This window comes from Rhabdothermincola sediminis (assembly GCF_014805525.1).
Lineage (GTDB): Bacteria > Actinomycetota > Acidimicrobiia > Acidimicrobiales > Acidimicrobilacustridaceae > Rhabdothermincola > Rhabdothermincola sediminis.
In genome coordinates, this window is record NZ_JACFSZ010000002.1 from 146,541 (window position 1) to 170,475 (window position 23,935).

22 protein-coding genes, 1 tRNA gene and 1 pseudogene are annotated in these 23,935 nt (G+C 70.4%); 9 read left to right on the forward strand and 15 right to left on the reverse strand.

Translation table 11 applies throughout. The annotated features are described in order from the left end of the window. Positions 1-14 precede the first annotated feature (14 nt). Positions 15-443 carry a Crp/Fnr family transcriptional regulator gene (locus tag HZF19_RS02265; RefSeq protein ID WP_208027117.1) on the reverse strand — a complete coding sequence of 143 codons (429 nt, stop codon included), beginning with the start codon at positions 441-443 and terminating at the stop codon, positions 15-17. A gap of 75 nt (positions 444-518) precedes the next feature. Between HZF19_RS02265 and HZF19_RS02270 the strand changes: the two genes are divergently transcribed. Together HZF19_RS02270 and HZF19_RS02275 are read left to right on the forward strand one after the other, a co-directional pair. Next, positions 519-1,565, forward strand: coding sequence for a zinc-binding dehydrogenase (locus tag HZF19_RS02270; protein ID WP_208027118.1), 1,047 nt, complete (start codon positions 519-521; stop codon positions 1,563-1,565). Positions 1,566-1,716: 151 nt separating this feature from the next. Further along, positions 1,717-2,370 carry a hypothetical protein gene (locus HZF19_RS02275; protein WP_208027119.1) on the forward strand — a complete coding sequence of 218 codons (654 nt, stop codon included), beginning with the start codon at positions 1,717-1,719 and terminating at the stop codon, positions 2,368-2,370. Here HZF19_RS02275 and prmC read toward each other — a convergent pair. From prmC to rho, 5 genes are all read right to left on the reverse strand, one after another. Next, on the reverse strand, positions 2,360-3,247 hold the full coding sequence (gene prmC / locus HZF19_RS02280; protein WP_208027120.1) for a peptide chain release factor N(5)-glutamine methyltransferase: 888 nt from the start codon (positions 3,245-3,247) through the stop codon (positions 2,360-2,362). The genes HZF19_RS02275 and prmC overlap by 11 nt on opposite strands. Then, positions 3,244-4,317 (reverse strand): peptide chain release factor 1, encoded by a 1,074-nt coding sequence (gene prfA / locus HZF19_RS02285; RefSeq protein WP_208027121.1) that lies wholly within the window; start codon positions 4,315-4,317, stop codon positions 3,244-3,246. Before prfA ends, prmC begins: the two co-directional genes overlap by 4 nt. 21 nt (positions 4,318-4,338) lie before the next feature. Next, positions 4,339-5,295 (reverse strand): hypothetical protein, encoded by a 957-nt coding sequence (locus tag HZF19_RS02290; protein WP_208027122.1) that lies wholly within the window; start codon positions 5,293-5,295, stop codon positions 4,339-4,341. Positions 5,296-5,353: 58 nt separating this feature from the next. Beyond that, positions 5,354-5,563: a 50S ribosomal protein L31 gene (rpmE, locus tag HZF19_RS02295; RefSeq protein ID WP_208027123.1), complete on the reverse strand. Its 210-nt coding sequence runs from the start codon at positions 5,561-5,563 to the stop codon at positions 5,354-5,356. An 82-nt stretch (positions 5,564-5,645) separates the two neighbouring features. After that, positions 5,646-7,379, reverse strand: a complete 1,734-nt coding sequence (rho, locus tag HZF19_RS02300) for a transcription termination factor Rho (RefSeq protein WP_208027124.1) — start codon at positions 7,377-7,379, stop codon at positions 5,646-5,648. A 393-nt stretch (positions 7,380-7,772) separates the two neighbouring features. Between rho and HZF19_RS17355 the strand changes: the two are divergent. The 4 genes and pseudogenes from HZF19_RS17355 to HZF19_RS02320 all read left to right on the forward strand — a co-directional run. Further along, a pseudogene (locus HZF19_RS17355) lies at positions 7,773-8,162 on the forward strand (DUF4397 domain-containing protein); the annotation flags it as partial. 55 nt (positions 8,163-8,217) lie between these two features. Further along, complete coding sequence (locus HZF19_RS02310; RefSeq protein WP_208027125.1) at positions 8,218-8,568, forward strand: DUF4397 domain-containing protein; 351 nt, start codon at positions 8,218-8,220, stop codon at positions 8,566-8,568. 129 nt (positions 8,569-8,697) lie between these two features. Beyond that, positions 8,698-9,438 carry an ABC transporter ATP-binding protein gene (locus HZF19_RS02315; protein WP_208027126.1) on the forward strand — a complete coding sequence of 247 codons (741 nt, stop codon included), beginning with the start codon at positions 8,698-8,700 and terminating at the stop codon, positions 9,436-9,438. After that, positions 9,435-10,226, forward strand: a complete 792-nt coding sequence (locus HZF19_RS02320) for an ABC transporter permease (protein ID WP_208027127.1) — start codon at positions 9,435-9,437, stop codon at positions 10,224-10,226. Before HZF19_RS02315 ends, HZF19_RS02320 begins: the two co-directional genes overlap by 4 nt. Before the next feature lie 186 nt (positions 10,227-10,412). On the opposite strand, the gene apgM is transcribed toward HZF19_RS02320, so the two are convergent. Genes apgM through argS form a run of 6 tightly spaced genes read right to left on the reverse strand, consistent with a single transcriptional unit; the run spans position 10,413 to position 20,323 of the window. Further along, a complete protein-coding gene (gene apgM, locus HZF19_RS02325) occupies positions 10,413-11,558 on the reverse strand; it encodes a 2,3-bisphosphoglycerate-independent phosphoglycerate mutase (protein WP_208027128.1) in 1,146 nt (381 codons plus the stop codon). 51 nt (positions 11,559-11,609) lie between these two features. After that, positions 11,610-13,007 (reverse strand): threonine synthase, encoded by a 1,398-nt coding sequence (gene thrC, locus HZF19_RS02330; RefSeq protein WP_208027129.1) that lies wholly within the window; start codon positions 13,005-13,007, stop codon positions 11,610-11,612. A 13-nt stretch (positions 13,008-13,020) separates the two neighbouring features. Continuing rightward, positions 13,021-14,325, reverse strand: coding sequence for a homoserine dehydrogenase (locus HZF19_RS02335; protein ID WP_208027130.1), 1,305 nt, complete (start codon positions 14,323-14,325; stop codon positions 13,021-13,023). Positions 14,326-14,334: 9 nt separating this feature from the next. After that, entirely contained in the window at positions 14,335-17,418 is a 3,084-nt protein-coding gene (locus tag HZF19_RS02340; RefSeq protein WP_208027131.1) for a glycoside hydrolase family 2 TIM barrel-domain containing protein, read from the reverse strand. Then, positions 17,415-18,716, reverse strand: a complete 1,302-nt coding sequence (lysA, locus tag HZF19_RS02345; protein ID WP_208027132.1) for a diaminopimelate decarboxylase — start codon at positions 18,714-18,716, stop codon at positions 17,415-17,417. The genes HZF19_RS02340 and lysA overlap by 4 nt, the downstream gene beginning before the upstream one ends. Next, a complete protein-coding gene (gene argS / locus HZF19_RS02350; protein WP_208027133.1) occupies positions 18,716-20,323 on the reverse strand; it encodes an arginine--tRNA ligase in 1,608 nt (535 codons plus the stop codon). Before argS ends, lysA begins: the two co-directional genes overlap by 1 nt. Positions 20,324-20,405: 82 nt before the next feature. On the opposite strand from argS, the gene HZF19_RS02355 reads away from it, so the two are divergent. Beyond that, positions 20,406-20,477 (forward strand) — tRNA-Arg (locus tag HZF19_RS02355). An 87-nt stretch (positions 20,478-20,564) separates the two neighbouring features. Here the strand turns inward: HZF19_RS02355 and HZF19_RS02360 are convergent. From HZF19_RS02360 to HZF19_RS02370, 3 genes are all read right to left on the reverse strand, one after another. Beyond that, complete coding sequence (locus HZF19_RS02360) at positions 20,565-20,978, reverse strand: PIN domain nuclease (RefSeq protein ID WP_235979172.1); 414 nt, start codon at positions 20,976-20,978, stop codon at positions 20,565-20,567. Next, complete coding sequence (gene vapB / locus HZF19_RS17050) at positions 20,969-21,190, reverse strand: type II toxin-antitoxin system VapB family antitoxin (protein WP_208027135.1); 222 nt, start codon at positions 21,188-21,190, stop codon at positions 20,969-20,971. Before vapB ends, HZF19_RS02360 begins: the two co-directional genes overlap by 10 nt. Positions 21,191-21,335: 145 nt before the next feature. After that, complete coding sequence (locus HZF19_RS02370; protein WP_208027136.1) at positions 21,336-21,824, reverse strand: MarR family winged helix-turn-helix transcriptional regulator; 489 nt, start codon at positions 21,822-21,824, stop codon at positions 21,336-21,338. Positions 21,825-21,956: 132 nt separating this feature from the next. Here HZF19_RS02370 and HZF19_RS02375 point away from each other — a divergent pair, with 132 nt between their 5' ends. Together HZF19_RS02375 and HZF19_RS02380 are read left to right on the forward strand one after the other, a co-directional pair. Then, the gene (locus tag HZF19_RS02375) at positions 21,957-22,997 is read left to right on the forward strand and encodes an ATP-binding cassette domain-containing protein (RefSeq protein WP_208027137.1); all 1,041 of its coding nucleotides are present in this window, start codon (positions 21,957-21,959) and stop codon (positions 22,995-22,997) included. A gap of 2 nt (positions 22,998-22,999) precedes the next feature. After that, complete coding sequence (locus HZF19_RS02380; protein ID WP_208027138.1) at positions 23,000-23,905, forward strand: ABC transporter permease; 906 nt, start codon at positions 23,000-23,002, stop codon at positions 23,903-23,905. The last annotated feature ends 30 nt before the right edge of the window (positions 23,906-23,935 follow it).

Consider the following 23,935-nt stretch of genomic DNA (forward strand, 5'->3'; position numbering starts at 1 on the left):
GCGCCGGGGGCGGGTCAGCCAGCGCCGCGAGCACGCAGACGCGCCGCGAGGGTCTCCATCACCCGGTCGTGCGCCTTCGGCATCTCCTCGAGCAGTTGCTTGAAGTGCTTGGTGTCGAACGCCAGCAGCTTCATCGGGGTCTCGGCGACGACCGTGGCATTGCGTGGCCGGTGCTCCACGAGCGCCATCTCCCCCACCATCGAACCGGGGCCCACCGTGGCGATGTGCTCGTCCCCGTAGTACACGCCTGCACTGCCCTCGAGGATGACGTAGCACTCCAACCCGACCCGCCCCTGATCGACCAGTACGGCACCTGCCTCGGCCTCCACGTCGTCGGCCAGCTCCGCCACCCGCTGGAGCTCCTCGTCGGTGAAGCCGTCGAAGAACGAGACACCCTTGAGCTTCGCGACCCCGTCGACCGCCTTCTTCCTGCTCCCGAACATGGTGCGACTCTAGAGCACCAGGCCCTCCGGTGCCCTGGGTGCGGGTACGGTGACCCCGACACGAAAGGGGTGGTCATGCGAGCTGCGGTGATGCGCCAGGGCCAGCTGGTCGTCGATGAGATCGCCAATCCGGAGCCGGAACCAGGGCAAGTACTCGTCCGCACGCTCGCATGCGGCATCTGCGGCTCGGACCTGCACACCCTCGACCACGCGGACGAGATGGTCGAGATGGCCTCGGAAGCCACCGGAGCCGCCCCGGCGGGGATGCCGGCGCCCAAGGTGATGGATCCCTCTCGCGACGTCGTCATGGGCCATGAGTTCTGCGGTGAGGTGGTCGAGCTGGGCGACAACACCGGCAACTGCCGGGTTGGTGACGTCGTCGTATCCATCCCCGTGACCTTCGACCCCACCGGCCTCCACGCCATCGGCTACTCGAACGACTACCCCGGCGGTTACGGGGAGCTCATGGTGCTCTCCGACCCTCTGGCGCTCAAGGTGCCCAACGGGCTCGACCCCCGATCGGCGGCGCTCACCGAGCCGATGGCCGTGGGGATGCACGCCGTGAACAGCTCCCGCTCCGCCCCGGGGACGGCCGCCCTCGTGCTGGGCTGCGGACCGGTCGGCCTGGCGACGATCGCCGCCCTCGGACTGAAGGGGGTGGAGCCCATCGTGGCCGCTGACTTCTCACCCCGCCGCCGGGAGCTGGCATCCAGACTGGGCGCGCACGCCACGGTCGACCCCCGCGAGGAGGAGCCCATCGACACCTGGCGCCGTCTCGACGGGCGCAAGCCGCTCGTGCTCTACGAAGCCGTCGGTGTGCCCGGCCTGCTCGACACCGCGCTGCGCGCCGCTCCACGCCAGAGCCAGATCGTGGTGGTGGGGGTGTGCATGCAACCCGACACCATCCGACCGATGCGTGGCGTGGTGAAGGAGCTCAACATCCAGTTCGCGTTCGGCTACGACCCCGTCGAGTTCGCCGACACCCTGCGGCTGATCGCGGAAGGCACCATCGACGTGGCGCCGCTGATCACCGGCCACGTGGCCATCGACGGGGTGCCCGAGGCGTTCCGGGCCCTCGCCAGCCCCGACGAGCACGCCAAGATCCTCGTGGAGCCCGCCTAGGGGAACCACTCCGGGTCGCTGCGGTCCCGCCCCCGAGCCCGCGAGCCGCGACTAGTTTTCCTCCATGGCTAAGTACCGCTGTCCCTCATGCGGAGCGGCCCACAGGGAGGAGGTCGCCCACTGCCGGTTGTGCGGCGCCAGCATGACCGACATGCCGACCCTCCCGGGGAGCGTCAGCGTGCGGCAGGCAGCGGGCAAGAAACGAGGACTCGGTCCCGTGCTGCTGATCGGCCTCGGTGGGGTGGCCCTCATCGCGGTGATCGCGGTCGTGCTCGGGATGACCGGCGACGACGCCGCGGTCGTCGACACGGTACGCGACCAGGTGCCGGCCCTCAAAGGGCAGGAATACGACGGTTGGGAGTCCTTCGACGACGCCGACGGCGGCTTCACGGTCATGTTGCCCGGTGAGGTGATCGACGGGTTCCAGCCCTACCCACCTGCCGACGACGGTCGGATGGATCGCATCCACACCGACATCGGAGCGGAGACGACCCTCAGCGTCTCGTACAGCCAGGTTCCCCTCGATGAGAGCACCCCGAAGCAGGAGCAGCTCCGGACCTTCGCCGGATCCTGGGCCGACGCGCTGGGTGGGACCCTCTCGAAGGACGTGCAGGAGACCACGTTCCGTGGACAGCCGGCGCTGGTCGTCACCGTCAAGGGTCTCAAGCGCAATGGCGAGCTCGCGACGGCCAAGGCGCTGCTCGTCCTCAAGGGCACGATGCTCTACATCGTCCAGTCGGAGTCGGTGTATGCGGACCACCCGTCCTTCGACCGGCTGGTGAAGAGCATGACCTTCACGAGTTGAGGCGAGCCACGAGCACCCGCTCCCGTCCAGCCAGGTCGCGCTCCACGCGGGTGTCCGGGTAGCCGAGCTCGACCGCCAGCCGGCACATCTGCTCGGCTTGCCAGGGCGCGAGCTCCACCACGATCACCCCAGGGCGCGCCAGCCAGCGGGGAGCCTCGCGCAGGAGGTGCTCGAGGGCCTCGGTGCCTGCGGGGCCGGCGACCAGGGCCGCCCGGGGCTCCCAGCCCGCGACCTCCGCGGGGAGCTCATCCCCCTCCGCCACGTACGGGGGGTTGCTAACCACCAGGTCGATCGTGCCGGCCAGGTCCCCGGGCAGCGCCTCGAACCAGTCCCCGGCCGCCAAGTGCACCCGCAGCGCCGGCTGCCCCAGCCCGGCGAGGTTCGCGCCCGCGACGTCGAGGGCGGCTGCCGAGGCATCGGTGGCCCACACCTCCACCTGCGATCGCTCGGCGACCAGCGAGAGCGCGATCGCTCCCGATCCCGTACCGAGGTCCACCGCGACCAGAGGTGCCTGCTTGGCGGCCGCCAACCGGTCGAGCTCACCGAGGGCGTGCTCGACCACGATCTCGGTCTCAGGTCGTGGGATGAGCACTCGCCGGTCGACCAGCAGATCGAGGGTCCGGAAGCCCCAGCGGCCGAGGACGTACTGCAAGGGCTCGCCGGCGAGCCGTCGCTCGAGCATCTGATCGAAGAACCCCACGGCTCGCCGGCCCGCAGGCTGGTCCAGCGCACCGAGGAGCTCGACGGGCTCGAAGCCACCGGCCCGCTCCACGATGCGGCGGGCGTCGACCTGTGGCGAGCCGACCCCGGCCTGCGCCAACCGCCGCTCCGCCTCCCGGAGGAAGTCGCGCCAGGGCGCCGGCTGCAGCTCGCTCACGCCGCGGAGCCGGCCGCCTGGAGTTGGCGGCTGCGCTCCTCGGCGAGCAGCGCGTCGACGATCTCGTCGAGCTCGCCTCCGAGCACCTTGTCGAGCTTGTACAGCGTCAGGCCGATGCGGTGGTCGGTGACCCGGTTCTCCTTGAAGTTGTAGGTGCGGATCTTCTCCGATCGGCCACCACCGCCGATCTGGCTCTTGCGGGCCGAGGACTGCTCCGCGTGCTGGCGTTCCTGCTCCCGCTGCAGGAGCCGGGCCCGCAGGACCTGCATCGCCTTGGCCCGATTCTGCAGCTGGCTCTTCTCGTCCTGCATCGACACCACGATCCCCGTGGGCTTGTGGGTGATACGAACCGCCGAGTCGGTGGTGTTCACCGACTGTCCACCGGGTCCGGAGGATCGGAAGACGTCGACCTGGAGATCGTTCGGGTCGATCTCGACGTCGATCTCGTCGGCTTCGGGCATGACGGTCACCGTCGCCGAGGAGGTGTGGATCCGCCCCTGGGACTCGGTGACGGGGACCCGCTGAACCCGGTGGGGGCCGGCCTCGTGCTTCATCCGGCTCCACACACCGGGACCTCGGAGCAGGAAGGTGACCTCCGCGAACCCGCCGAGATCCGAAGGGCTCGATCCGAGCACCTCCAGGGACCACCCCATCCGAGCCGCGTACGCCCGGTACATCTCGAACAGGTCGCGAGCGAAGAGGTTCGCCTCCTCTCCCCCTTCCGCTCCCCGGATCTCGACGATCACGTTCTTGCCGTCGTTGGGATCGCGGGGCAACAACAGCACCTTGATCGCCTCGTCCAGCTCGGCGATCTCGCGCTCGACCGCGTCGATCTCGGCCCGGAGCAGCTCCCGGTCGGCGGGATCGGCCTCGGTGTACAGCTCGCGCGCTGCCTCGAGATCGTTGCGGAGTCCCCGGAGGCGCCGGTACCGGGTGACGATCTCCTCCAACTCCTTGTAACGACGGGCCACCTCCGCGTAGCGCACCTGATCGGCGAGCACGGCCGGATCGGCGAGGCGCGCCTCGACCTCGACGTACTCCTTCTCGAGGTCGGCGAGGCGATCGTGCATGGATCCCAGGGTAGATGGGCCTCAGGCCCGCCAATCGCCGATGACCTCGACCAGCTCCGCCGGTTCGTGGAGGGCCCCGGCCAGCCGCCTCGTCACGGGATGGGCGTCGCGCTCGGGCAGCGCGAGCACCAGGCGCGCCCCCGGGGCGTGCGCAGCCCGGGCGTCGGCGGCCGCGGGGACGAGGTCGAGGTCGATGCCCACCGAGCAGGCGACCACGATCGGGTGCCCGTCGAGGTCCACCCCGACCGCGACCGCGGCTGCCGTGTCCTTGATGCTCTCGCGGGGCACGGTGGGCTCCACCGGCTCGAGGGAACGGGCGCCGACCCGATGGGGCTCCGTGATCAGCGCCGCCCGCAACCATCGCTCGGCGGCCAGCCTGGCCAACGGATGACCGAGATCGTCAGGTCGGCGCTGCCGGCGCACGCTGTCGACCACGCTACGCAGCGCGTCCGTGGTGGGCAGGTCACCGTGCACGAGCGCGAACGCCTCACGGTCGTGGCGGCCTACGCCCACCTCGATCCGAGCATCGGCGCCGTCGACGACGATGCGGGCGATCTCGAGACCGAGGATCTCGCCGCGCACCTCACCGTGCTCGATGACGATATCGACACCCTCAGCCGCGAGCAGACCCACCAGATCGAGCGCCGCCTCGGGGGGAGCCGCCGGCGGCCGGAGGGGCTCGGGCTCGGCCCGCTCCACCGATCGGCCGTCGACCTGCCACACCGTCGCCGGCAACCGGAAGTATCGAGCCTGCCGGGCGAACACGCCGGCGTGGTCCTCGGTCAGGAGGTGGACCTCTCCCGCGCCCTGCTGGTCGGCCCAGGCGATCGCCTTGCCCAACCCGCGTCCGCGGGGCGCGTCCAGGAGGACGAAGGCTCGATCGTCGTGCCGGGCCGCGGCACCTCCGGGGAAGCCGACCGCCTCCGGCGTGGCGCCCGCAGAATCGGCGAGGCCCGCCTCAGCGAGGAGGGCGCGCAACTTGGCCTGGAGCAGGCGCGCCTTCTGCTCAGGATCGAGAGGAACAGTGGCCTCCCGGTCAGCCCTTGCGGCGCTTGCCGTAGCGCTTCTCGAACTTCTCGATCCGGCCGCCGGTGTCGACCAGCTTCTGGGTGCCCGTGTAGAAGGGGTGGCACTCGTTACAGAGCTCGACGTGGAGATCAGCCTTCGTCGAGCGGGTCGTGAAGGTGTTGCCGCACGAGCACCGCACCGTGGCGGTGACGTACTCGGGATGGATGTCTGCCTTCATCGCAGGGGCTCCAGTCGGGGAGACGGGGACGGGTCAGTGTGCCGGGAATCGCCGGGAACCAGCAACTCCCGTCCAGGCGCACCTACGCGCCAGCCGACGGCGCCTTGGCCACCTCGGCCAGGAACTCGTCGTTGCTCTTGAACGTGGAGAGGCGGTCGATGAGCATCTCGAGGCCGGCACCGCCGCCGCCTTCGCCGAGGCCGCTGAGCACCCGCCGCAGCTTCCACACCATCTGGAGCTGCTTGCGATCGAACAACAGCTCTTCGTGCCGGGTCGAGGACCCGTCGACATCGATGGCCGGGTAGATGCGCCGCTCGGCCAGCTTGCGGTCGAGGCGCAACTCCATGTTGCCGGTGCCCTTGAACTCCTCGAAGATCACCTCGTCCATCTTCGATCCGGTCTCCACCAGCGCGGTGGCGAGGATGGTGAGCGACCCGCCTTCTTCGATGTTGCGAGCCGCGCCAAAGAACTTCTTCGGCGGGTAGAGCGCACCAGTGTCGATGCCCCCCGACATGATGCGACCAGTCGCCGGCGCCGCCAGGTTGTAGGCCCGCGCGAGGCGGGTGATGCCGTCGAGGATGATGACGACGTCCTTGCCCTCTTCGACCATCCGCTTGGCCCGCTCGATGGTCAGCTCGGCGACCATGGTGTGCTCGTCGGAGGGACGGTCGAACGTGGAGGCTGCCACCTCGCCCCTCACCCACCGGCGCATGTCGGTGACCTCTTCGGGTCGCTCGTCCACCAGGAGCACGATCAGGTGCACCTCGGGGTTGTTCGTCTCGATGGAGCGGGCGATCTGCTTCATCACCGTCGTCTTCCCCGCCTTCGGAGGTGACACGATCAACCCGCGCTGGCCCTTGCCGATCGGGGCGATGAGATCGATGATCCGCGCCGTCATGTTGGTCGGATCGTTCGGGGTCTCGAGCCGCAGCTTCTCGTCGGGGAACAGCGGGGTGAGGTCCTCGAAGCGCGGCCGCTGGCGCGCCTGCTCCGGATCGGCACCGTTGACCAGATCGATGCGAAGCAAGGCGGGGTTCTTCTCGTTGCGGCCTGCGGGCCGGGCTGCACCCTTGATGTGGTCGCCCTTGCGCAGACCGAACTGGCGGACCTGCTTGACCGAGACGTAGGCATCATCCTTGCTCGGCAGGTAGCCGCGCAGGCGCAGGAAGCCGTACCCCTCGTCGCGCAGATCGAGGTAGCCCTCGACCTCCACCGGCTCGCCCTGCCACGCCTCCTCCTGACGCTCGCCCCGATCCCGATCGCGGTCCCGACCTCGACGCCGGCGCCGGCGGTTGCCCGGCTCCGGCTCCTCCCGCTGACCTTCACCGCGGTTGCCCTGGCCTGGTGCGCGCCGTTCGCGATCACCGTTGTCTGCCCGACCTTCCTGCCCTTCAGAGGCCGCCGGCGACTCCTGCGAGCTCCGCTGAGCGGTGCCGGCATCCTCTTCGCCCGCCGACGCCGACGGCGCGGCGGTGTCGACCTGCCCCTCAGGGGTCGCCGCCCCGGCGGGCTCGGCGTCCGCCACGGTGGGCTCACCCTCGCCGGCAGCCGCCAGATGCTCGGCATCTCCAGGCTCCTCCGCGGTTTCGGCCTTGGCCTTCCGGGTGCGCTTCGGCTTGGCCTCGGTGGATCCGTTGCCGGTCGTCTCGGACGCCGGAGACGTCACGCCGGTCAGCTCGAGGATGAGATCGACGATCTCGGCCTTCCGGGCTCTGGAACTCGGCTTGCCACCCAGCGCGATCGCGATGGTGCTCAGCTCCTCTCGATCCTTGCGCTCGAGCGCCGTCCGTTCGAGCTGCTGGGAGTCCACGCTCATGGGCACCTCTCTCGCTTTCTGTCAGTGGGGATCTGCTCGGGAGGCCCGCCTGGGTGCTCAGGCGCCACCCGCCGTGAGAAGGAGATCAAGGGGCACGTGCGACCGCCGTGAAACCGGCCATCCGTTTCGGCACGGTGCTCAGAGGAGCGGGAAGACCTCGCCGTGGTTCACGAACATGCGGTGAGCGGCGGTGCTGCCGCAGCTGCTCACCCGACCTCGCTCGACCGAGCGGATGCAGCCCCCTTGCGACGCAAGAAATGGTACCGGCCTGCCCCAGCCCGAAGCAACCTCCCCACAGCGGGGACCGGCCTCGTGAGCGCGGTGTCATCCGCGAGCCCGCACGCCTCCGTAGTCTGCTTTGGAAGGCACCTATTTAGCACTAACTCAGGATCCATGTCCACACGGACTCGAACCCTCGGCGTGGCCGCCGCTGCCGCGCTCACACTCGGGCTGGCGTCGACGCTCGTCGCGCTCCCCTCGTCACCATCCGGTGCGCAGACCCAGGCCACGGTCCAGGTGGTGCACGGTATCCCCAGCGTGGGCGCGGTGGACGTGTGCGCGAACGGGACCATCGAGCTGCTCTCCGACGTGCCGTTCGGCACCGTGGCCACGCTCGAGGTCGCCGCAGGGACCTACGACCTGACGGTGCATGCGGCGTCCCCGGGTACCTGCGACGGCGCGACGCTGATCACCCTGAACGGCGCAGAGGTGCCCGCCGGGGCGAACATCTCGGTCGTCGCGAACCTGACCGGTGGCAGCCCCAACCTAGCGGTCTACCCCAACGATGTGAGTGCCGTGCCAGCGGGCACCGGCCGGGTCGCGGTCTACCACGCGGCCGATGCCCACGGTCGACATCCTGGTCAACGGCGGCCCAGGGCTCGACGATCTGGCTCAAAGAGAGGTCCTGACGGCCGACCTGCCCGCGGGGTCCTACGACTTCACGGTCACCTCAGCCGACGGATCGGTGACGGTGACCACGCTTTCCGGCGTGCAGGTCCCAGCGGGCAAGCTGCTCCAGGTCTTCGCGGTCGGCGCATTGCCCGACCCCAGCAGCACCAATCCCTTCCAGACCGTGGTCAACGTCGTCGATCTCCCCATCTCGAGCTCCCCGACGAGCTCGGCGTCGAGCGGGCCGGCGACCACCGCCGGGGCGCAAGCGCACACCGCGCAGCCCCGGGTCACGGGCTGAGCATCCCTGAGCTCGAAGGGCACTTCTCACCGCGGGCCGCCGGTCTCACCGGCGGCCCGCGGTGCGCGCCAAGCCATGCGATCCCGAAATGCCTCGCGGTGACCACCGCCCCACGGGCAGACTGCGGCGGTGGGGATCCTCGAGGCGACGGGTCTGAGCAAGGCCTACAAGGGCATGGTGGCCGTGGACCATGTCGACGTCACGATCGCCAGCGGCGAACGGGTGGCGCTGCTCGGTCCAAACGGGGCCGGCAAGACCACCACGTTGCTCATGCTCCTCGGGGCGATCACGCCCGACCGGGGCACGGTGAGCATCAACGGTCTGGCGCTGCCCAGAAAACGCAGCCAGGCCCTGGCCCACGTCGGGTTCGTTGCCGGCTACCTACCGCTGCCTGACCGGCTCCGGGTGCGCGAGGCGCTCGACCTGTTCGGCCGCTTCTACGGTTTGCGCAAGACCGGGCCACACATCGACGAGGCGCTCGAGCGGTTCCACATCGGCCACCTCGCCGGGCGCATGTGCGCCGAGCTCTCCTCCGGCCAGCGCACCCTGGTCGGGATCTGCAAGGCCGTCCTGCATCACCCTGGCCTGCTGGTGCTCGACGAGCCGACCGCCTCGCTGGACCCGGACGTGGCGTTGCGGGTGCGGGCCGGCCTGCTGGACCTCGCAGCCGACGAGGGCACCGCGCTGCTGGTCACCAGCCACAACATGGTCGAGGTGGAACGCCTCTGCGAGCGGGTGCTGTTCATGTCGGCGGGCCGGATCGTGGTCGACGGGGCGCCGGCCGAGATCGCCGGGGCATACGGCCACGGCTCGCTGGAGGACGTGTTCCTCGAGTTGGCGAGCACGCCACACGACAAGGGCAGCCGGTGAGCTGGTTGCGGATCCGGGCAGTGGCCCGCCGGCACGCCTTCGTGTTGTGGCGCAGCCCTCACCGGCTGTTCGACGTGCTCGTCTGGCCTCTGGTCGACGCGCTCCTGTTCGGGTCGCTCGGGGTCTTCGTCGCTCGCCAGGCCGGCGGGGACACGCAGGCGGGCGTGGCCTACCTGCTCGCCGGCATCCTGCTGTTCCACGTGATCTACCAGTCGCAGATCGCCGTCTCGACCGGCTTCCTCGAGGAGACCTGGTCCCGCAACATCTTGAACCTGATGGCCACCCCGCTGAAGGAGATCGAATACGCCTGCGGGGTCGCCCTGTTCGGCATGGCCAAGCTCGCGATCGGGATCGGTGTGGTGGCGCTGGCCGCCGTCGGCTTCTACTCGTTCAACATCCTCGACGTCGGCTGGGGGCTGCTTCCCATCGGCGCGCTGCTGCTCGTGGCCGGGTGGTCGATCTCGCTGTTCGTGATCGGGTTGGTGCTGCGATTCGGGCAGAGCGCCGAGGTCTTCGCCTGGGGGATCCTCTTCGTCGTCATGCCGCTCTCGGGCGTCTTCTACCCCGTCGAGTCGCTCCCGGGGGTCCTTCAGCCGGTCGCCCGGCTGCTGCCCACCACACACGCGTTCGATGCAGCCCGCACCCTCCTCGACGGTGACCCGATGCCCTGGGACGAACTCGCCTACTCCCTCGTCGGTTGCATCGCCGTGGCTGCGCTTGGGTTGCTCTTCCTCACCCGGATGCTGGCCGTGTTCCGCCGGCGCGGCTACGTGACCCGGTTCAGCTGAGCGGGCCATCGACCGGATCGTTCACCGAGGCGCGGCCCCGAGCCGCGAATCGCTGAACAGTTGGGTTCAGGTGGGGTTCGGGCGCGGGTGTGGTTCGCGCGGGTGTGGTTCGCGCGGGTGTGGTTCGCGCAGGTGGGGTTCGGGCGCGGGTGTGGTTCGCGCGGGTGGGCTGCCCGCGCAGGTGGGTCAGAGGCCGACGAGGCGTGGCATCAACTCGTGGCCGGGAACCGCCGGCAGGCCGGCCACCGCCCGCTCGCTGTAGGTGCCGCCGGGTCCGGGCCGGACCGAGTCGACGAGGAGGTACGGCACCGGATCGGGAGTGTGGGTCTTGAGTCGCAACGGCGTGGCGTGGTCGGGCAGCAGCAGCAAGCGCCACGACCCGAGCCGATCCAGACCATCGACCAGGTCGCCCAGCACCAGCGAGTCCCAACGCTCCAGGGACCGCACCTTCTCCTCGACGTCGCCCGCGTGGCCGGCCTCGTCGGTGGCCTCGATGTGGATGATGAACAGGTCCGCCCCGTCGGCGAGGGCATCGAGCGCGCACTCCCGCTGCGCGGCGTAGTCGGTGTCGTAGCCGGGCGTCATCCCCTCGACGTCCACCACCTCGATGCCGGTGAGCACCCCCAGCCCGCGCACCAGGTCGACCGCGCTGCACAGCGCGGCGTCCAGCCCGAACCGTTCGGTGAACGGTGGCATCTGGGGCTGGAACCCCTGACCCCACAGCCAGACCTGGTTGGCCTCCAGCCCGAAGCGACCCACGATCCGGCGCGATGCCTCCATGACCGCCTGCAGGTCCGGCGCGGCGGGGCCGGTCGGCCCGACGGCCGGCTTGTCGGTCAGGTCGTGAGGTGGGATGCAGGTCGCATCGGACCATGCGGCCGGTGCCACCATGATGTGGCGGTACTCGACCCCGGCGTGGAACTCGAGCCCGCTGCCGCCCAACTCGTCATCGAGGGCCTCGATCACCTTGCGGGCCTCGTCGGAGGACGGATGGCCACCGGCGAAGTCGACCATGGTGCCGTCAGCGCCGATCGTCACCAGGTTGCATCGGTAGGCGACCTGGTCGGGCCCCAGCTTCAGGTTCAGCGCCGCGGCCTCGATGGGGGCTCGCCCCGTGTGGTACCGGGCGGGGTCGTACCCGAAGATCGACATGTTCCCCACGTCGCTGCCCGGCGGCAACCCCGGTGGGATCACCGCGGCCCGGCCCAGCTCGCCCCGGGCGGCGAGGGACCGCAGCGTAGGCATGTCGGCCACCTCGAGGGGGGTACGTCCATCAAGCGCGTCGACCGGTTCGTCGGCGCACCCGTCCGGCACGCACACAACGTACTTCATCGCTCGATCATGCCAGGAAAACGGGCTCGGCGGCGCGGGAAGGCTCGGGGCTCAACGGGCGGCGAGCACCTGTTCGAGGTAGCGCTTCACCGTGGTGGGCTCCGCGGGGAGGATCTCGTAACGCTCTGGGCGCTCGAGCAGATCGGCCAGCGGACCGGGCAGAGGCGGCCGCACGCCGGTCGCCTGCTCGACCGCGTCGGGGAACTTCGCCGGGTGGGCCGTAGCGTGCACCACCATGGGCACGGAGCGATCGCGGCGCAGCACCCGGGCAGCGCCCAGCCCCACGGCGGTGTGAGGGTCGATGAGGAGCCCGAGCTCCCGGTGCACGTCCGCGATGACCCGGAGGGTGGCGTCGTCGTCGATCCTGGCGCCCGACCAGTGCTCGCGCAGCAGCGCCAGCCGATCCGGGTCGATGGTCACGGTGCCCTCTGCCCGGAAGCGCAACATCAGCTCGGCGACCTGCGCGCCGTCGCGGCCGTAGAGCTCGAACAGCAACCGCTCGAGGTTGCTCGACACCTGGATGTCCATGCTCGGGCTGAGCGTGGGGTGGACCTCGTGGATGGTCATCGTCCCCGAGGCCAGGAACCGGGTGAGGATGTCGTTGCGGTTGCTGCCCACGACGAACTGCGAGATGGGAACGCCCATGCGCTGGGCCGCATAGCCCGCGAACACGTTTCCGAAGTTGCCGGTGGGCACGGAGAACGCCACCGGGGCGGCGCCCCGCTCGAGCTTCGCGGCGGCGACCACGTAGTAGACGATCTGGGCCATCACCCGGGCCCAGTTGATCGAGTTGACCGCGGCCAGATGCAGGCGGTCGCGCAGCTCCTGGTCGGCGAAGAGCGCCTTGACCAGGTCCTGGCAGTCGTCGAAGGTCCCCTCGATGGCGACGTTGTGCACGTTCGCCGACCCGACGGTGGTCATCTGCCGGCGCTGCACCTCGCTGACCCGGCCGGCGGGGTGGAAGATGAAGATCTCGATGGACTCCCGGTCGCGGCAGGCTTCAATCGCGGCGGAGCCGGTGTCGCCCGAGGTGGCACCGACGATGGTCACCCGCTCGCCACGCCGGCGCAGTTCGTGGTCGAAGAGCCGGCCGACGAGCTGCAGGGCGACGTCCTTGAAGGCGAGGGTCGGACCGTGGAACAGCTCGAGGAGCCACAGGCCGTCGCCGAGGTCGTACAGCGGCGTGACCTCGGGGGTGTCGAAGGTCGAGTAGGCGTCGCGCACGATCGCCTCGAACGCGTCGCGCTCGATGCTGTCCTCCACGTAGGGCCACATCACCTCGAGCGCGGTGTCGGGATACTCGGCCTCGGCGAAGCGCTCGAGCGCACCCGGACCCAGCGACGGCCAGCTCTCGGGCACGTACAGGCCGCCGTCTCGGGCCAGCCCGGTGAGCAGCACGTCACCGAAGGCCAGCACCGGGGCCGCACCGCGGGTGCTGACGTACTTCACCGCCGACCGCCCCTCATGCCCCGCCCTCCTCGCCGAGGAGCCGGATGAGGCTGCCCACCCGGCGGACCGCGTCGAGGTCACCCAGCTCGGTCACCGTCGACTGCATGTCACGCTCCCGCGCGGTGTGGGTGATGAACACCAGGCGGGCCTCGTCCCCCCGGCCCTCCTGCTCCATCGATGCGATCGACACCCCGTGGCGACCGAACACCCCGGCGACCGCGGCCAGCACTCCGGGACGGTCGACCACGTCGAGGCCCAGGTAGTACTCGCACTCCAGGTCGTCGATGGGGCGGATGCGGGCCGGCGCCAGCGCGCCGACACCGGCGTGGGTTCCCTTGCGTAGGTTGACCGACGCGTCGATCAGGTCACCCAGCACCGCGCTGGCGGTCGGGTCGCCGCCCGCTCCCCGTCCGTAGAACATGAGGTCACCCACCGCCCCGCCCTGGACGAACACCGCGTTGAAGCTCTCCCGGACCGACGCCAGGGGATGGGTGCTCGGCAGCAGCACCGGGTGCACCCGCACCGCGACCTGACGGTCGTCGCCGGCGAACTGCTCGGCGATGGCCAGCAGCTTCACCACGTAGCTCCTCCGGACGGCGTAGGCGATGTCATCGGCGGTGAGGGTGGCGATGCCCTCGTGGTAGACGTCACCCGCCACCACCTTCACCCCGAACGCGATGCTGGCCAGAATGGCGATCTTGGCGCCGGCGTCGAAGCCCTCCACATCTGCGGTGGGGTCGGCCTCCGCGAACCCGAGACGCTGCGCCTCCGCCAGCGCCTCGGCGTAGGAGGCACCGGCCTCGGTCATGCGGGTGAGGATGTAGTTGGTGGTGCCGTTCACGATGCCGAGCACCCGGTCGACCGGCTCACCGAGCAGCGATTCCCGCAACGGCCGGACGAGGGGGATACCTCCTGCCACCGCCGCTTCGAAGAGCACGTCGACCCCTGCCGCCTCGGCCGCGGCGAACACCTCCGCGCCCACGTTGGCCAGGAGCTCCTTGTTGGCGGTGACCACCGGCTTGCCGGCCTTCACCGCCTCGAGCACGAGCGAGCGGGCCGGCTCGATGCCCCCCATCACCTCGACCACGACGTCGACGTCGCCGGCGGCGACCACCTGCTGGGGATCGTTGGTGAAAACGTCGGGGGAGAGGTCGACCCCGCGATCCCTGGAGGCGTTGCGCACCGCCACCCGCTGGACGACCAACCCGATCCCGGTGCGGGCCTCGATGCTCGAGGCCTGCTGGTGCAGCAGGCGGATGAGGGCCGAGCCGACGGTGCCGCAGCCGAGCAGCCCGACGCGCACCTGGGAACCGTCCATGTGCCGAGGCTACTGCCGGTGGATCAACGCCCGGGCAAGGGTTCCAGGGTCGACCTCGCCGGGTCGGTACGCCGCCAGCAGCCACCGCCACTCATAGGTGCCGGCACCAACACGGTAGCGGGGAGAGGTGTCCGGCCCGCAGCTCAGGGTGCCGAGCCCGCGGTGGGCGACGTCGAGGTGGACCACTGTCTCGGCCCGCGGCCGCAGCTCGACGAGGTGCCGGGCCCGCCACAGGTCGTCGGCGTGATGGTGGCTGGCGGAGAACCCGAAGAGCTCGCCGGTGGCCACCACCAGCAGGCCCACCGCTTCCCCTCGCGGGTCCTCGCCCCCGGGGACCTGCTCGAGCGCCATCCAGCGGGTGCCGAGGTGCAGGCCGTGCTCCTGGGGCACGAGGTAGGGCACGAGCTGGTCCGCGACCGTCGATTCCCATCGTGAGACCACCGCGCTGGCCTGGCGATCCGGGTAGGTCTCGTGCGGGCCCAGGCCGAACCACCGAAGGCGTTCGAAACCGGGCGCGGTCATGAAGGTCAGCCCGATCCGCGGCAGGTCGTCGAAGGGCTCGGGCACCTCCACCCTGCCTTCCAGCACGATCGCGCCATCGGACCGCCGGTGGGTGTGCTGCACCGCGGTGCCTACGACCGCTCCCGTGTCGAGCTGCCAATCGAGCCAGCGGGTGAGCGGCTTGGCGGACTCGTCGGTCCATCCGTCGGTGCGGTCTCGCAACAGCTTCAGCCCGTCGTTGTCGGTGGGGGATCGCCACATGGTGACAGTCACCGGCGAGGCGAGCACGGCCCACCCATCGACCACCAGGGACTCGAGCGCGCCGGACTCCGGGTCGATGCTGGCTTCGGTGTCGAGCGGGGTCGGCGGCGGGCCAGGGAGCTGATGGCGTGGCCCCGCGACCGGCAGGGTGAGCTGGTCCCAGGCCACGAGATGACCCGCCGGCGCCCAGGGCTCGTCCTGGCGGGTGAGGGCGCGCACGGTGAGGTGGGCTTCCTCGCCGGGGTGCAGCTCGAGCGGCTCGATCGGCACGGCGACCGTGACCGAGGACCGCGGCGGGATCTCCGGCAGCTCCAGCTCGCCCTGGTCGACCACCCGCCCGTCGACGGTGACCTCCCACACGGCCCGCAGCCACGACAGGTCCCGGAACCACTGGCGGTTCTCGACGGTGACCCGCCCGGCCCGCAGGTCGGCCTTGCTCGCCCGCACCCGCACCGGTGCGGCCAGGTACGCCAGCTCCGTCAGTGCCGGGTGTGGGGTGCCGTCGGGGCCGACGAGGCCGTCGGCGACGAAGTTGGCGTCGTTGGGCTCGTCGCCGAACTGGCCGCCGTAGGCGAAGAACGCCCCGTGCGCACCATCGTGGTGCGCCAGCCCGTGGTCCTTCCACTCCCACACGAAGCCGCCCTGAAGGCCGCGGTAGCGCTCGAAGGCCGCGTAGTAGTCGGCCAGGCCGCCGTTGGAATTACCCATGGCATGGGAGTACTCGCAGAGGATGAGCGGACGGCGCCGGTCGCGCCGGGATCTCGCCCACTCGATGATCTCGTCCACCGAGGCGTACATCGGGCACACGATGTCGGTGACCGGTGCCGGCGCGTCCAGATCGAACATCAGCGCGCCCTCGTAGTGCAGGGGGCGGGTGGGATCCGCCCGCCGCACCCAGGCCGCAGCGGCGTCGTGGGCCGCGCCGTAGCCGCTCTCGTTGCCCAGTGACCAGGCGATCACGCACGGGTGGTTCTTGTCGCGCTCGACCATCCGGGCCACCCGTTCCACGATCGCACCCCGATAGCGGGGGTCGTCGCAGAGGCTGGTGATGAAGGCGTGCGACTCGACGTCGGCCTCGTCGATCACATAGAGGCCCAGCTCGTCGCAGAGGTCCAGGAAACGATGGTCGTTCGGGTAGTGGGCGCAGCGCACCGCGTTGATGTTGTGCTGCTTCATGGCCAGCAGGTCGGCCCGCATGTCCTCGACCGTCACGGCCCGGCCGCGCTCGGGATGGTGATCGTGGCGGTTGACCCCATGGATCATCACCGGCTGACCGTTGATCAGCAGCTCCCGATCCCGGACCTCCACCGTCCGGAAGCCCACCCGCTGGCAGAGCACCTCACGGGTGACACCCTGCGGGTCGACGAGCGAGACGAGCAGGCGGTAGAGCGCTGGGCGTTCGGCCGACCAGGCCTCGACCCCGGGGATCGTGGCCGACAGCTCGACGTGGTGCCCCCAGAACAGGTAGGGGGTCCTCTCGTGGGGCACGGTGCCGCGGAGAGGCGCCTCCGTGAGCGGTGCGCCTTCGAGCGTCTCCAGCACCGCTTCGACCCGCCACCCTTCGACCCGCTCGGCCCGCTCGCCGAAGCCCACGGTGGCCCGGACCCGGAGCGAGCCCACTCCCTCCTCCCCCAGGCCGGCGCGCACCCGCAGGTCGTCGATGCGGGTGTGCCCGGTGGCGTAGAGGTACACCTCCCGCTCGAGGCCCGCGTGCCACCAGTGGTCCTGGTCCTCGAGGTAGCTGGCGTCGCTCCAGCGCACCACCACGCAGGCGATGGTGTTCGCGCCGAGTCGCACGTGCTCGGTGACGTCGAACTCGCTCGGCAACCGGCTGTCCTTGCCCATGCCCACCGGCTCGCCGTTGACGTACACGTACAGCACGCTCTCGGCCCCGCCGACGTGCAGCACGATCCGCCGACCCTTCCAGGACCGGGGGACGGTGACGTCGGTGCGGTAGACGCCGGTGGGGTTGTCGGCCGGCACGTGCGGCGGCACGGCCCGGAACGGCATGCGGATGTTCGTGTAGATGGGCCGGTCCCAGCCCTGGGTGGTCCAGCACCCGGGGACGGCGATGGGTGACCAGCCGCTACCCAGCCCGTCGTGCAGCGACGGATCGGCCACGTCCGCGGGCACGGCCTCGGGTGAGGCGAACAGCTTGAACCGCCACGTGCCGTCGAGGCTGCGGAACCACGGCGACGCCTCCCGCTCACCGGACCGGGCGAGGTCCTCGTCGGGGAACGGGACGAGCGGGGGGCGCATCGGGAGCCGGTTGACGGCGGTCAGCTCCGGCGCCTGCCAGGTGGGGGTCCCGAGGAAGGACAGGTCCGTCACTCGCTCCCCTGCGGATCGAGCACGTCGAGGCGGAGCAGGTCGTCGAGGGTCTCCCGCCGGACGACGACCCGGGCGTCGCCGTCACGCACGAACACCACGGCCGGCCGCAGGACCTTGTTGTAGTTCGACCCCATCGAGTGCCCGTACGCGCCGGTCACGGGGGTGGCGAGCAGGTCGCCGACCTGCAGGTCCTCGGGCACCCGGCCGTCGACGACCAGACGGTCGCCGGACTCGCAGTGCTTGCCGACCACGGTCACCAGCTTCAGCCGGGGTGCCTGCACGGCGCGAGGCAGGAAGGTCTCGTAACCGCTGCCGTAGAGCACCGGCCGGGGGTTGTCGCTCATCCCCCCGTCGACGGCCACGTAGGTGCGGATGCCGGGAAGGTCCTTGATGGTGCCGACGGTGTAGAGGGTGACCGCGGCGGCGGCGGTGATGGCCCGGCCAGGCTCTGCGGTGACCCGGGCGGTGATGCCGTTCGCCTCGCAGGCGCGGTGGATGGCGGCGGCCCAGTCGGTGATGGTGGGCGCCGTCTCGCCCTCCACGTACGCCACCCCCAGCCCCCCGCCGAGCGAGAGCTCCGGCAGGCCGTGCGCGTTGACGAAGCCCGCCACCGCGTCAACCGCCAGCTCGAAGAACTGGGCTTCGAACACCTGGCTGCCGATGTGCGCGTGGATCCCCACCAACTCCATCGCCGGTGACGTGGCCGCCCGGGCGAGTGCCCGGTCCGCGTCGCCGCTGTACACCGGGAACCCGAACTTCGAGTCGTCCTGGCCGGTGCGGACGAACTCGTGGGTGTGGGCTTCGACCCCCGGGGTGATGCGGATGAGCACCCGCGGCGGGGCGAGGCCGCCCGCCACCAGCTGCTCGATGCGGGCCATCTCGTCGAAGGAGTCGACCACCACCCGGCCCACGCCCTCGCCGAGCGCGACCCGCAGCTCCTCGACCGACTTGTTGTTGCCGTGCAGCACCAGCCGCTCGGGCGGCACCCCGGTGGCGCGGGCGACGTGGTACTCACCGCCGGTCGAGACGTCCAGGCTCATGCCCTCCTCGAACGCCAGCCGGGCCATGGCCCGGCAGAGGAAGGCCTTGGTGGCGTAGCTCACCCCGGGGCCGAACGCGGCCACCGCTTCCCGACAGCGGGCGCGCAGGTGGTCCTCGTCGTAGACGAACAGTGGTGTGCCGAACTCGGCAGCCAACTCGAGCGTGTCGCAGCCCCCGATGAGGAGCTGGCCGTCGCCACCCACCGACGCGTTGTCGGGCAGCAGCGCCCACGGCAACGGCGCCGACGACGTGTCCATCACATCGATTCCGGCGCGTCCACGCCGAGCAGGTCCAAGCCGATCGCCAGCCCGATCTCGGCGGCCTCCACGAGCCACAGTCGGGCCTGGGTCAGCGCAGGGGGAACCTGGTCGCTGAGCACGTAGCAGTCGTGGTAGAAGCCGTGGAACGCGCCGGCCAGCTCGCGCACCCAGGTCGTGATCCGGTGCGGGGCCCGGTCGTGGCACGCGGCGAGCACGGCGTCGGGCAGCTCCGACAGCGACCGCAGGACGCCCAGCTCGCGCTCGTGGGTGAGCAGCGACAGGTCGGCATCCGCCAGCGGCACCCGATCGACGCCCCGCTCGGCGGCGACCCGCTTGATGGAGCGGATGCGGGCGTAGGCCATCTGGACGTAGAAGACCGGGTTCTCCATGGCCTGGCTCTTGACCACCTCGAAGTCGAAGGTCTGGGGGCTGTCGATCGACTGCAGGAGGTAGGTGAGCCGGGCCGCGTCGGGCCCGACCTCGTCGAGCACGTCCCGCAGCTCGATGATGTCGCCCGCTCGCTTCGAGAGCCGTACCGGCTCACCGCCCCGGAGGAGGTTGACGAGCTGGGTGATCTCCACGTCGAACTCGGCGGGGTCGTGGCCCAGCGCCTGGAGCGCGGCTCGCATCCTCGGCACGTAGCCGTGGTGATCGGCTCCCCACACGTCGATGAGCAGGTCGAAGCCTCGGGCGAACTTGTCGCGGTGGTAGGCGATGTCGGGCAGGAGGTAGGTGTACTCACCGTCGCTCTTGATGAGCACCCGGTCCTTGTCGTCGCCGAAGTCGGTGCTGCGCAGCCAGGTGGCGCCGTCCGCCTCGTAGATCACGCCGCGCTCGGAGAGATCGGCGAGGGTCTGGATGATCGCACCGGAGTCCACGAGCGAACGCTCGCTGAACCAGGTGTCGAAGTGCACGTGCATCCGGGCGAGCGTGTGGCGGTGGTCCTCCACCGCGCGGGCCTCACCCCACTCGAGTACGTCGACCCCCTCGGGCATCTCGGCCGCCCACTCGGCGATGTACTCACCCTGATAGCCGCCCTCCGGCACCTCCCGACCCTGGCGCCGGGCTTCGAGGGAGGCAGCGAACAGCTGCATCTGGGTGCCGCGGTCGTTGAGGTAGTTCTCCCGGTGGACCTCGTAGCCGCAGCGGGCCATCACCCGGGCGAGGGAGTCGCCGTAGGCAGCACCCCGCCCGTGCCCGGCGTGCAGGGGACCGGTGGGGTTGGCGCTCACGAATTCGATGTTCACCCGGGTGCCGGCGCCCACGTCGTGGCGGGCATAGCCGGTGATGCCCTGCTCGACGACCTCCACGAGCAGATCGTGCAGCCACGATTCCGCCAGGTGGAAGTTGACGAAGCCGGGGCCGGCGATCTCCACCCGTTCCACGTGCGCCGGCCGGTCGGCCTCCAAGCGCTGGGCGATGGCCTGGGCCAGCTCCCGGGGCTTCCACCCGGCCTTCTTCGCCGTGGCGAGGGCCACGTTGGTGGACCAGTCGCCATGCTCCCGCCGGGCCGGCCGCTCCAGGTGGATCTCGCCGGGCATGGGCTCCACCTCGAGCGTGGCCAGGGCTCGTCGCAGGGCCTCGCCAAGCTGGTCACGGATCACCGGGCGATCGTAGCGGTGGCCTCTCGGCTCCTTCGAAGCCGTTGCAGCCACGCCACGTGGCACCGCTACGATCCAGGTTCCCGCCCTCGTAGCTCAGGGGATAGAGCATCGGCCTCCGGAGCCGTGTGCGCAGGTTCGAATCCTGCCGAGGGCGCTCGAGACACGGGCTGACCTCCCGGTTCTCGTTCACGACCGGGCCGCGCTCCCGATCGTCGTACGGCCACCACGGAGGTTCCGCACCTCAGGTGGTGTCGAGCCGCTCCGCGCGCTGACCGGTGATGCCGGCGATCAGCTCGAAGTCCTCGTCGGCATGCAGCACGGTGAGATCGGCGAACTCGGCCGTCGCGGCGATCAACAGGTCGGGTACTGACGGGGCCCGGTGCTGGCCGCGCTCGGCCAGCACGGCCTGCACCTCGACCGCGCGGTCCTCGATCCTCGGCGTCAGGTATTCGACAGGCATCGATGCGATCGGCGGCGCGCCCAGAAGCGACCGATGGTCGGACGCCGACCGGGCGGAGTAGCCGACCTCCAAACGGGTCACCGTCGAGATCCGCACCAGACCGCGCTCGATCCGATTCGCCCACTCCCCTGCATTCGACGCGAGGTGCAGCCGAACGATGGCCGACTTGTCGATCAGCCAGCCTGTCACGACCAAGCGCCCGACATGACTTCGGGGTCATCCAGATCGCGGGCCAACGAAGCCACCCGCTCGAGCTGCTCGACCGTGACGGCTCCCTCATCCTGGACACGTTCTCGCTCGAGTGCCCTCCGCAGATACTCGGTTCGCGAGAGCCCCAATCGCTTCGCCTTGGCATCGATCGCCGCCACGACCTCCTCGGGCACGTCCCTGATCAAGATGTCCGTCATCTCCACCTCCAGGTGATATCTAACGATATCACCTCAAGGGCCGACAGGCCGAACTCACGACTGCCAGACGGGGCGCCTGCATCCTGCCGTCCGCCCCGCCAACGGGGATACGACCGGTCTGGCGCGCTTCGAGCCGGCGGGCGGATCAGCTCCGCTCGCCGTGGGCGTCGACCACCTTGGCCACCAGGGCTCTGAGCCGCTCGCGCTCGGTGGGGGTGAGCGGCGCGAGCACCGCGTCCTCCGCTTCAGCGGCGATGGCGTCGTAGCGGCAGAGCGCTGCACGGCCCCGATCGGTGAGGGTGAGCTGGTGCCGGCGACGGTCGGCGGGATCCCGGTCCCGCCGCACCCAACCTGCCTGTTCGGCGCGGTCGATGACCTCCACCAGATCGGTGGGGTGGACCCCGATCAGCTCGCTCACCTCACGCTGGGAGATCGGGCCCCGGTGGGCGACCACGCGCAACAACCCGTAGGTGGGAGGGCGCACCCCCGACTCGACGACCCAGTCCTCGGCCAGCACCCGGGTGGCGAACTCCCTGCGGAACAGGCCCACGAGGCGCGTCAGCGACGTGAGCTGGTCGACCACCGCGCCGGCCTTGGCATCCGTCTCGCCCGATCGGGACCGCTCGCGCCCCACGGAGCCAGCGTAGCCCCCACCCTTGCTAGAGTTCTGATATCTCATCGTTTGGTGAACCAACGATCTGATCGGCAGGAGCTCTCAGATGGCACCGCCCGTCCCGCATCGCGCCGACACGGCCCAGAGCAACCGATGACCGCGCCCCGACGCAGTCCCCACGACCGGCCGGCCGGCACGGCCCTCCCCACCCCCGATGACGCCGGCCGCTCGGCGGTGCTCGTCCGCGGGCTCGAGAAGTCCTATGGGTCGATCCGGGCGGTCGACGGCATCGACCTCGACGTGGGCACCGGCGAGACCTTCGGGTTCCTGGGGCCCAACGGTGCCGGCAAGTCCACCACCATCAAGATCCTCTGCACGCTGGCGGAGCCGACCGGTGGACACGCTCGGGTGGCCGGTCACGACGTGGTCACCGACCGTGGGGAGGTCCGCCGGCACATCGGTCTGGTGTTCCAGGACACGACCCTCGACACCTACCTGAGCGCCGAGCAGAACCTCCGGTTCCATGCCGAGCTGTACGGGCTGCCCCGGGAGGTGATCGGGCCGCGGCTCCAGCAGGTCCTCGAGATGGTGGGCCTGTGGGAGCGGCGGCGCGACAAGGTGCTCACCTTCTCCGGTGGCATGAAGCGCCGGCTCGAGATCGCCCGGGGGCTGATGCACTCCCCGCGGGTGCTGTTCCTCGACGAACCGACGGTGGGCCTCGACCCGCAGACCCGGGCCTCGATCTGGGACTACATCCACCAGCTCCGCCGGCAGGAGGACATCACGATCTTCCTGACCACCCACTACATGGACGAAGCCGAGCACTGCGACCGCATCGCCATCATGGACGCGGGCCGCATCGTGGCCCTCGACACGCCGGAAGCCCTGAAAGCGTCGGTGGGCACCGACCGGATCCAGATCGGCACCGAGGACCCGCAGGCCGCGATCGAGCTGCTCGCCGGGCGCTTCGACATCGAGGCGGCCATCCACGACGATCTCGTCACCTTCGCGGTGGCGGGAGGGGAGGCCTTCGTGCCCCGCCTGTTCGCCGAGCCGGGCCTGTCGATCCGCTCGGTGCACGTGGCCCGGCCCTCGCTCGACGACGTGTTCCTGAGCTACACGGGGCGAACGATCCGCGATGCCGAGGCAACCCCCGCCGACAACATGCGGATCGGGCCATGGGGTCGAAGGTGAACATGGCAGAGCAGACACCAGCCGTCCGAGTGGGCCCCGAGGCGGGCGCAACACCCGTCCCACAGGTCCTCGGGGTCCGGGTCGCGGAGGCCGGCTTCAGCCAGGACGTGCGGGCCGTGAAGGTGGTGCTCCAGCGGGAGCTCATCCGGTTCGGTCAGGACCGCACCCGCATGATCTCGGCGCTGGTCCAGCCGGTACTGTTCCTGTTCGTCCTCGGGACCGGCCTGTCGTCGCTCACCGGGTCGTCCACCGGTGGCATCAACCTGCGGACCTTCATGTGGCCCGGCGTGCTGGCCACCTCGACGCTGTTCACCGCCATGTTCTCGGCCATGTCGATCGTCTGGGATCGGGAGTTCGGCTTCCTGCGCGAGATGCTCGTGGCCCCCGTCCGGCGCAGCTCGATCATCATCGGCAAGGCGCTCGGCGGTGCGGTGGTGGCGACGCTGCAGGGGTGCCTCGTGCTCGTGCTCGGTCCCGTGGTCGGCGCCCCGATCACCCCACTGCTGGTGGTCGAGCTCATCGGCATGCTGCTGCTGCTGTCGTTCATGCTCACCGCTCTCGGGCTGGTGATCTCCGCCCGGGTCCAGCAGATGCAGTCGATCATGGGGATCATGCAGATGCTCCTGCTGCCCATGTCGTTCCTGTCCGGCGCGCTCTACCCGCTCTCGGGGCTGCCCGCATGGTTGAACGTGCTCACCCACCTCAACCCCATCACCTATGCGGTGTGGCCGGTGCGCAACGCGGTGTTCCAGCGCCTCGACGCCCCGGCCGCCGCCAAGGCGGCACTCAACCCCCCGATGACCTGGTTCGGCTGGCCGGTGCCCGTCTGGCTGCAGCTGCTGCTCGTCGCGGTGCTCGGCGGCATCTTCCTCGCGGTCGCGGTCCGGCAGTTCGAGCGGGTCGAGTAGCGCCGAGGCCAGGAGGCCTCCACGGAGGAG

Coding starts and splice junctions, on each gene's coding strand:
- HZF19_RS02310 (WP_208027125.1), top strand. CDS start 8,218: ATGCCCACGGTCGACATCCTGGTCAACGGCGGCCCAGGGCTCGACGAT.
- rho (WP_208027124.1), bottom strand. CDS start 7,379: ATGAGCGTGGACTCCCAGCAGCTCGAACGGACGGCGCTCGAGCGCAAG.
- apgM (WP_208027128.1), bottom strand. CDS start 11,558: ATGAAGTACGTTGTGTGCGTGCCGGACGGGTGCGCCGACGAACCGGTC.
- HZF19_RS02275 (WP_208027119.1), top strand. CDS start 1,717: ATGCCGACCCTCCCGGGGAGCGTCAGCGTGCGGCAGGCAGCGGGCAAG.
- vapB (WP_208027135.1), bottom strand. CDS start 21,190: ATGACGGACATCTTGATCAGGGACGTGCCCGAGGAGGTCGTGGCGGCG.
- rpmE (WP_208027123.1), bottom strand. CDS start 5,563: ATGAAGGCAGACATCCATCCCGAGTACGTCACCGCCACGGTGCGGTGC.
- HZF19_RS02270 (WP_208027118.1), top strand. CDS start 519: ATGCGAGCTGCGGTGATGCGCCAGGGCCAGCTGGTCGTCGATGAGATC.
- HZF19_RS02375 (WP_208027137.1), top strand. CDS start 21,957: ATGACCGCGCCCCGACGCAGTCCCCACGACCGGCCGGCCGGCACGGCC.
- lysA (WP_208027132.1), bottom strand. CDS start 18,716: ATGGACACGTCGTCGGCGCCGTTGCCGTGGGCGCTGCTGCCCGACAAC.
- prfA (WP_208027121.1), bottom strand. CDS start 4,317: ATGCACGATCGCCTCGCCGACCTCGAGAAGGAGTACGTCGAGGTCGAG.
- HZF19_RS02335 (WP_208027130.1), bottom strand. CDS start 14,325: ATGGACGGTTCCCAGGTGCGCGTCGGGCTGCTCGGCTGCGGCACCGTC.
- HZF19_RS02265 (WP_208027117.1), bottom strand. CDS start 443: ATGTTCGGGAGCAGGAAGAAGGCGGTCGACGGGGTCGCGAAGCTCAAG.
- HZF19_RS02380 (WP_208027138.1), top strand. CDS start 23,000: ATGGCAGAGCAGACACCAGCCGTCCGAGTGGGCCCCGAGGCGGGCGCA.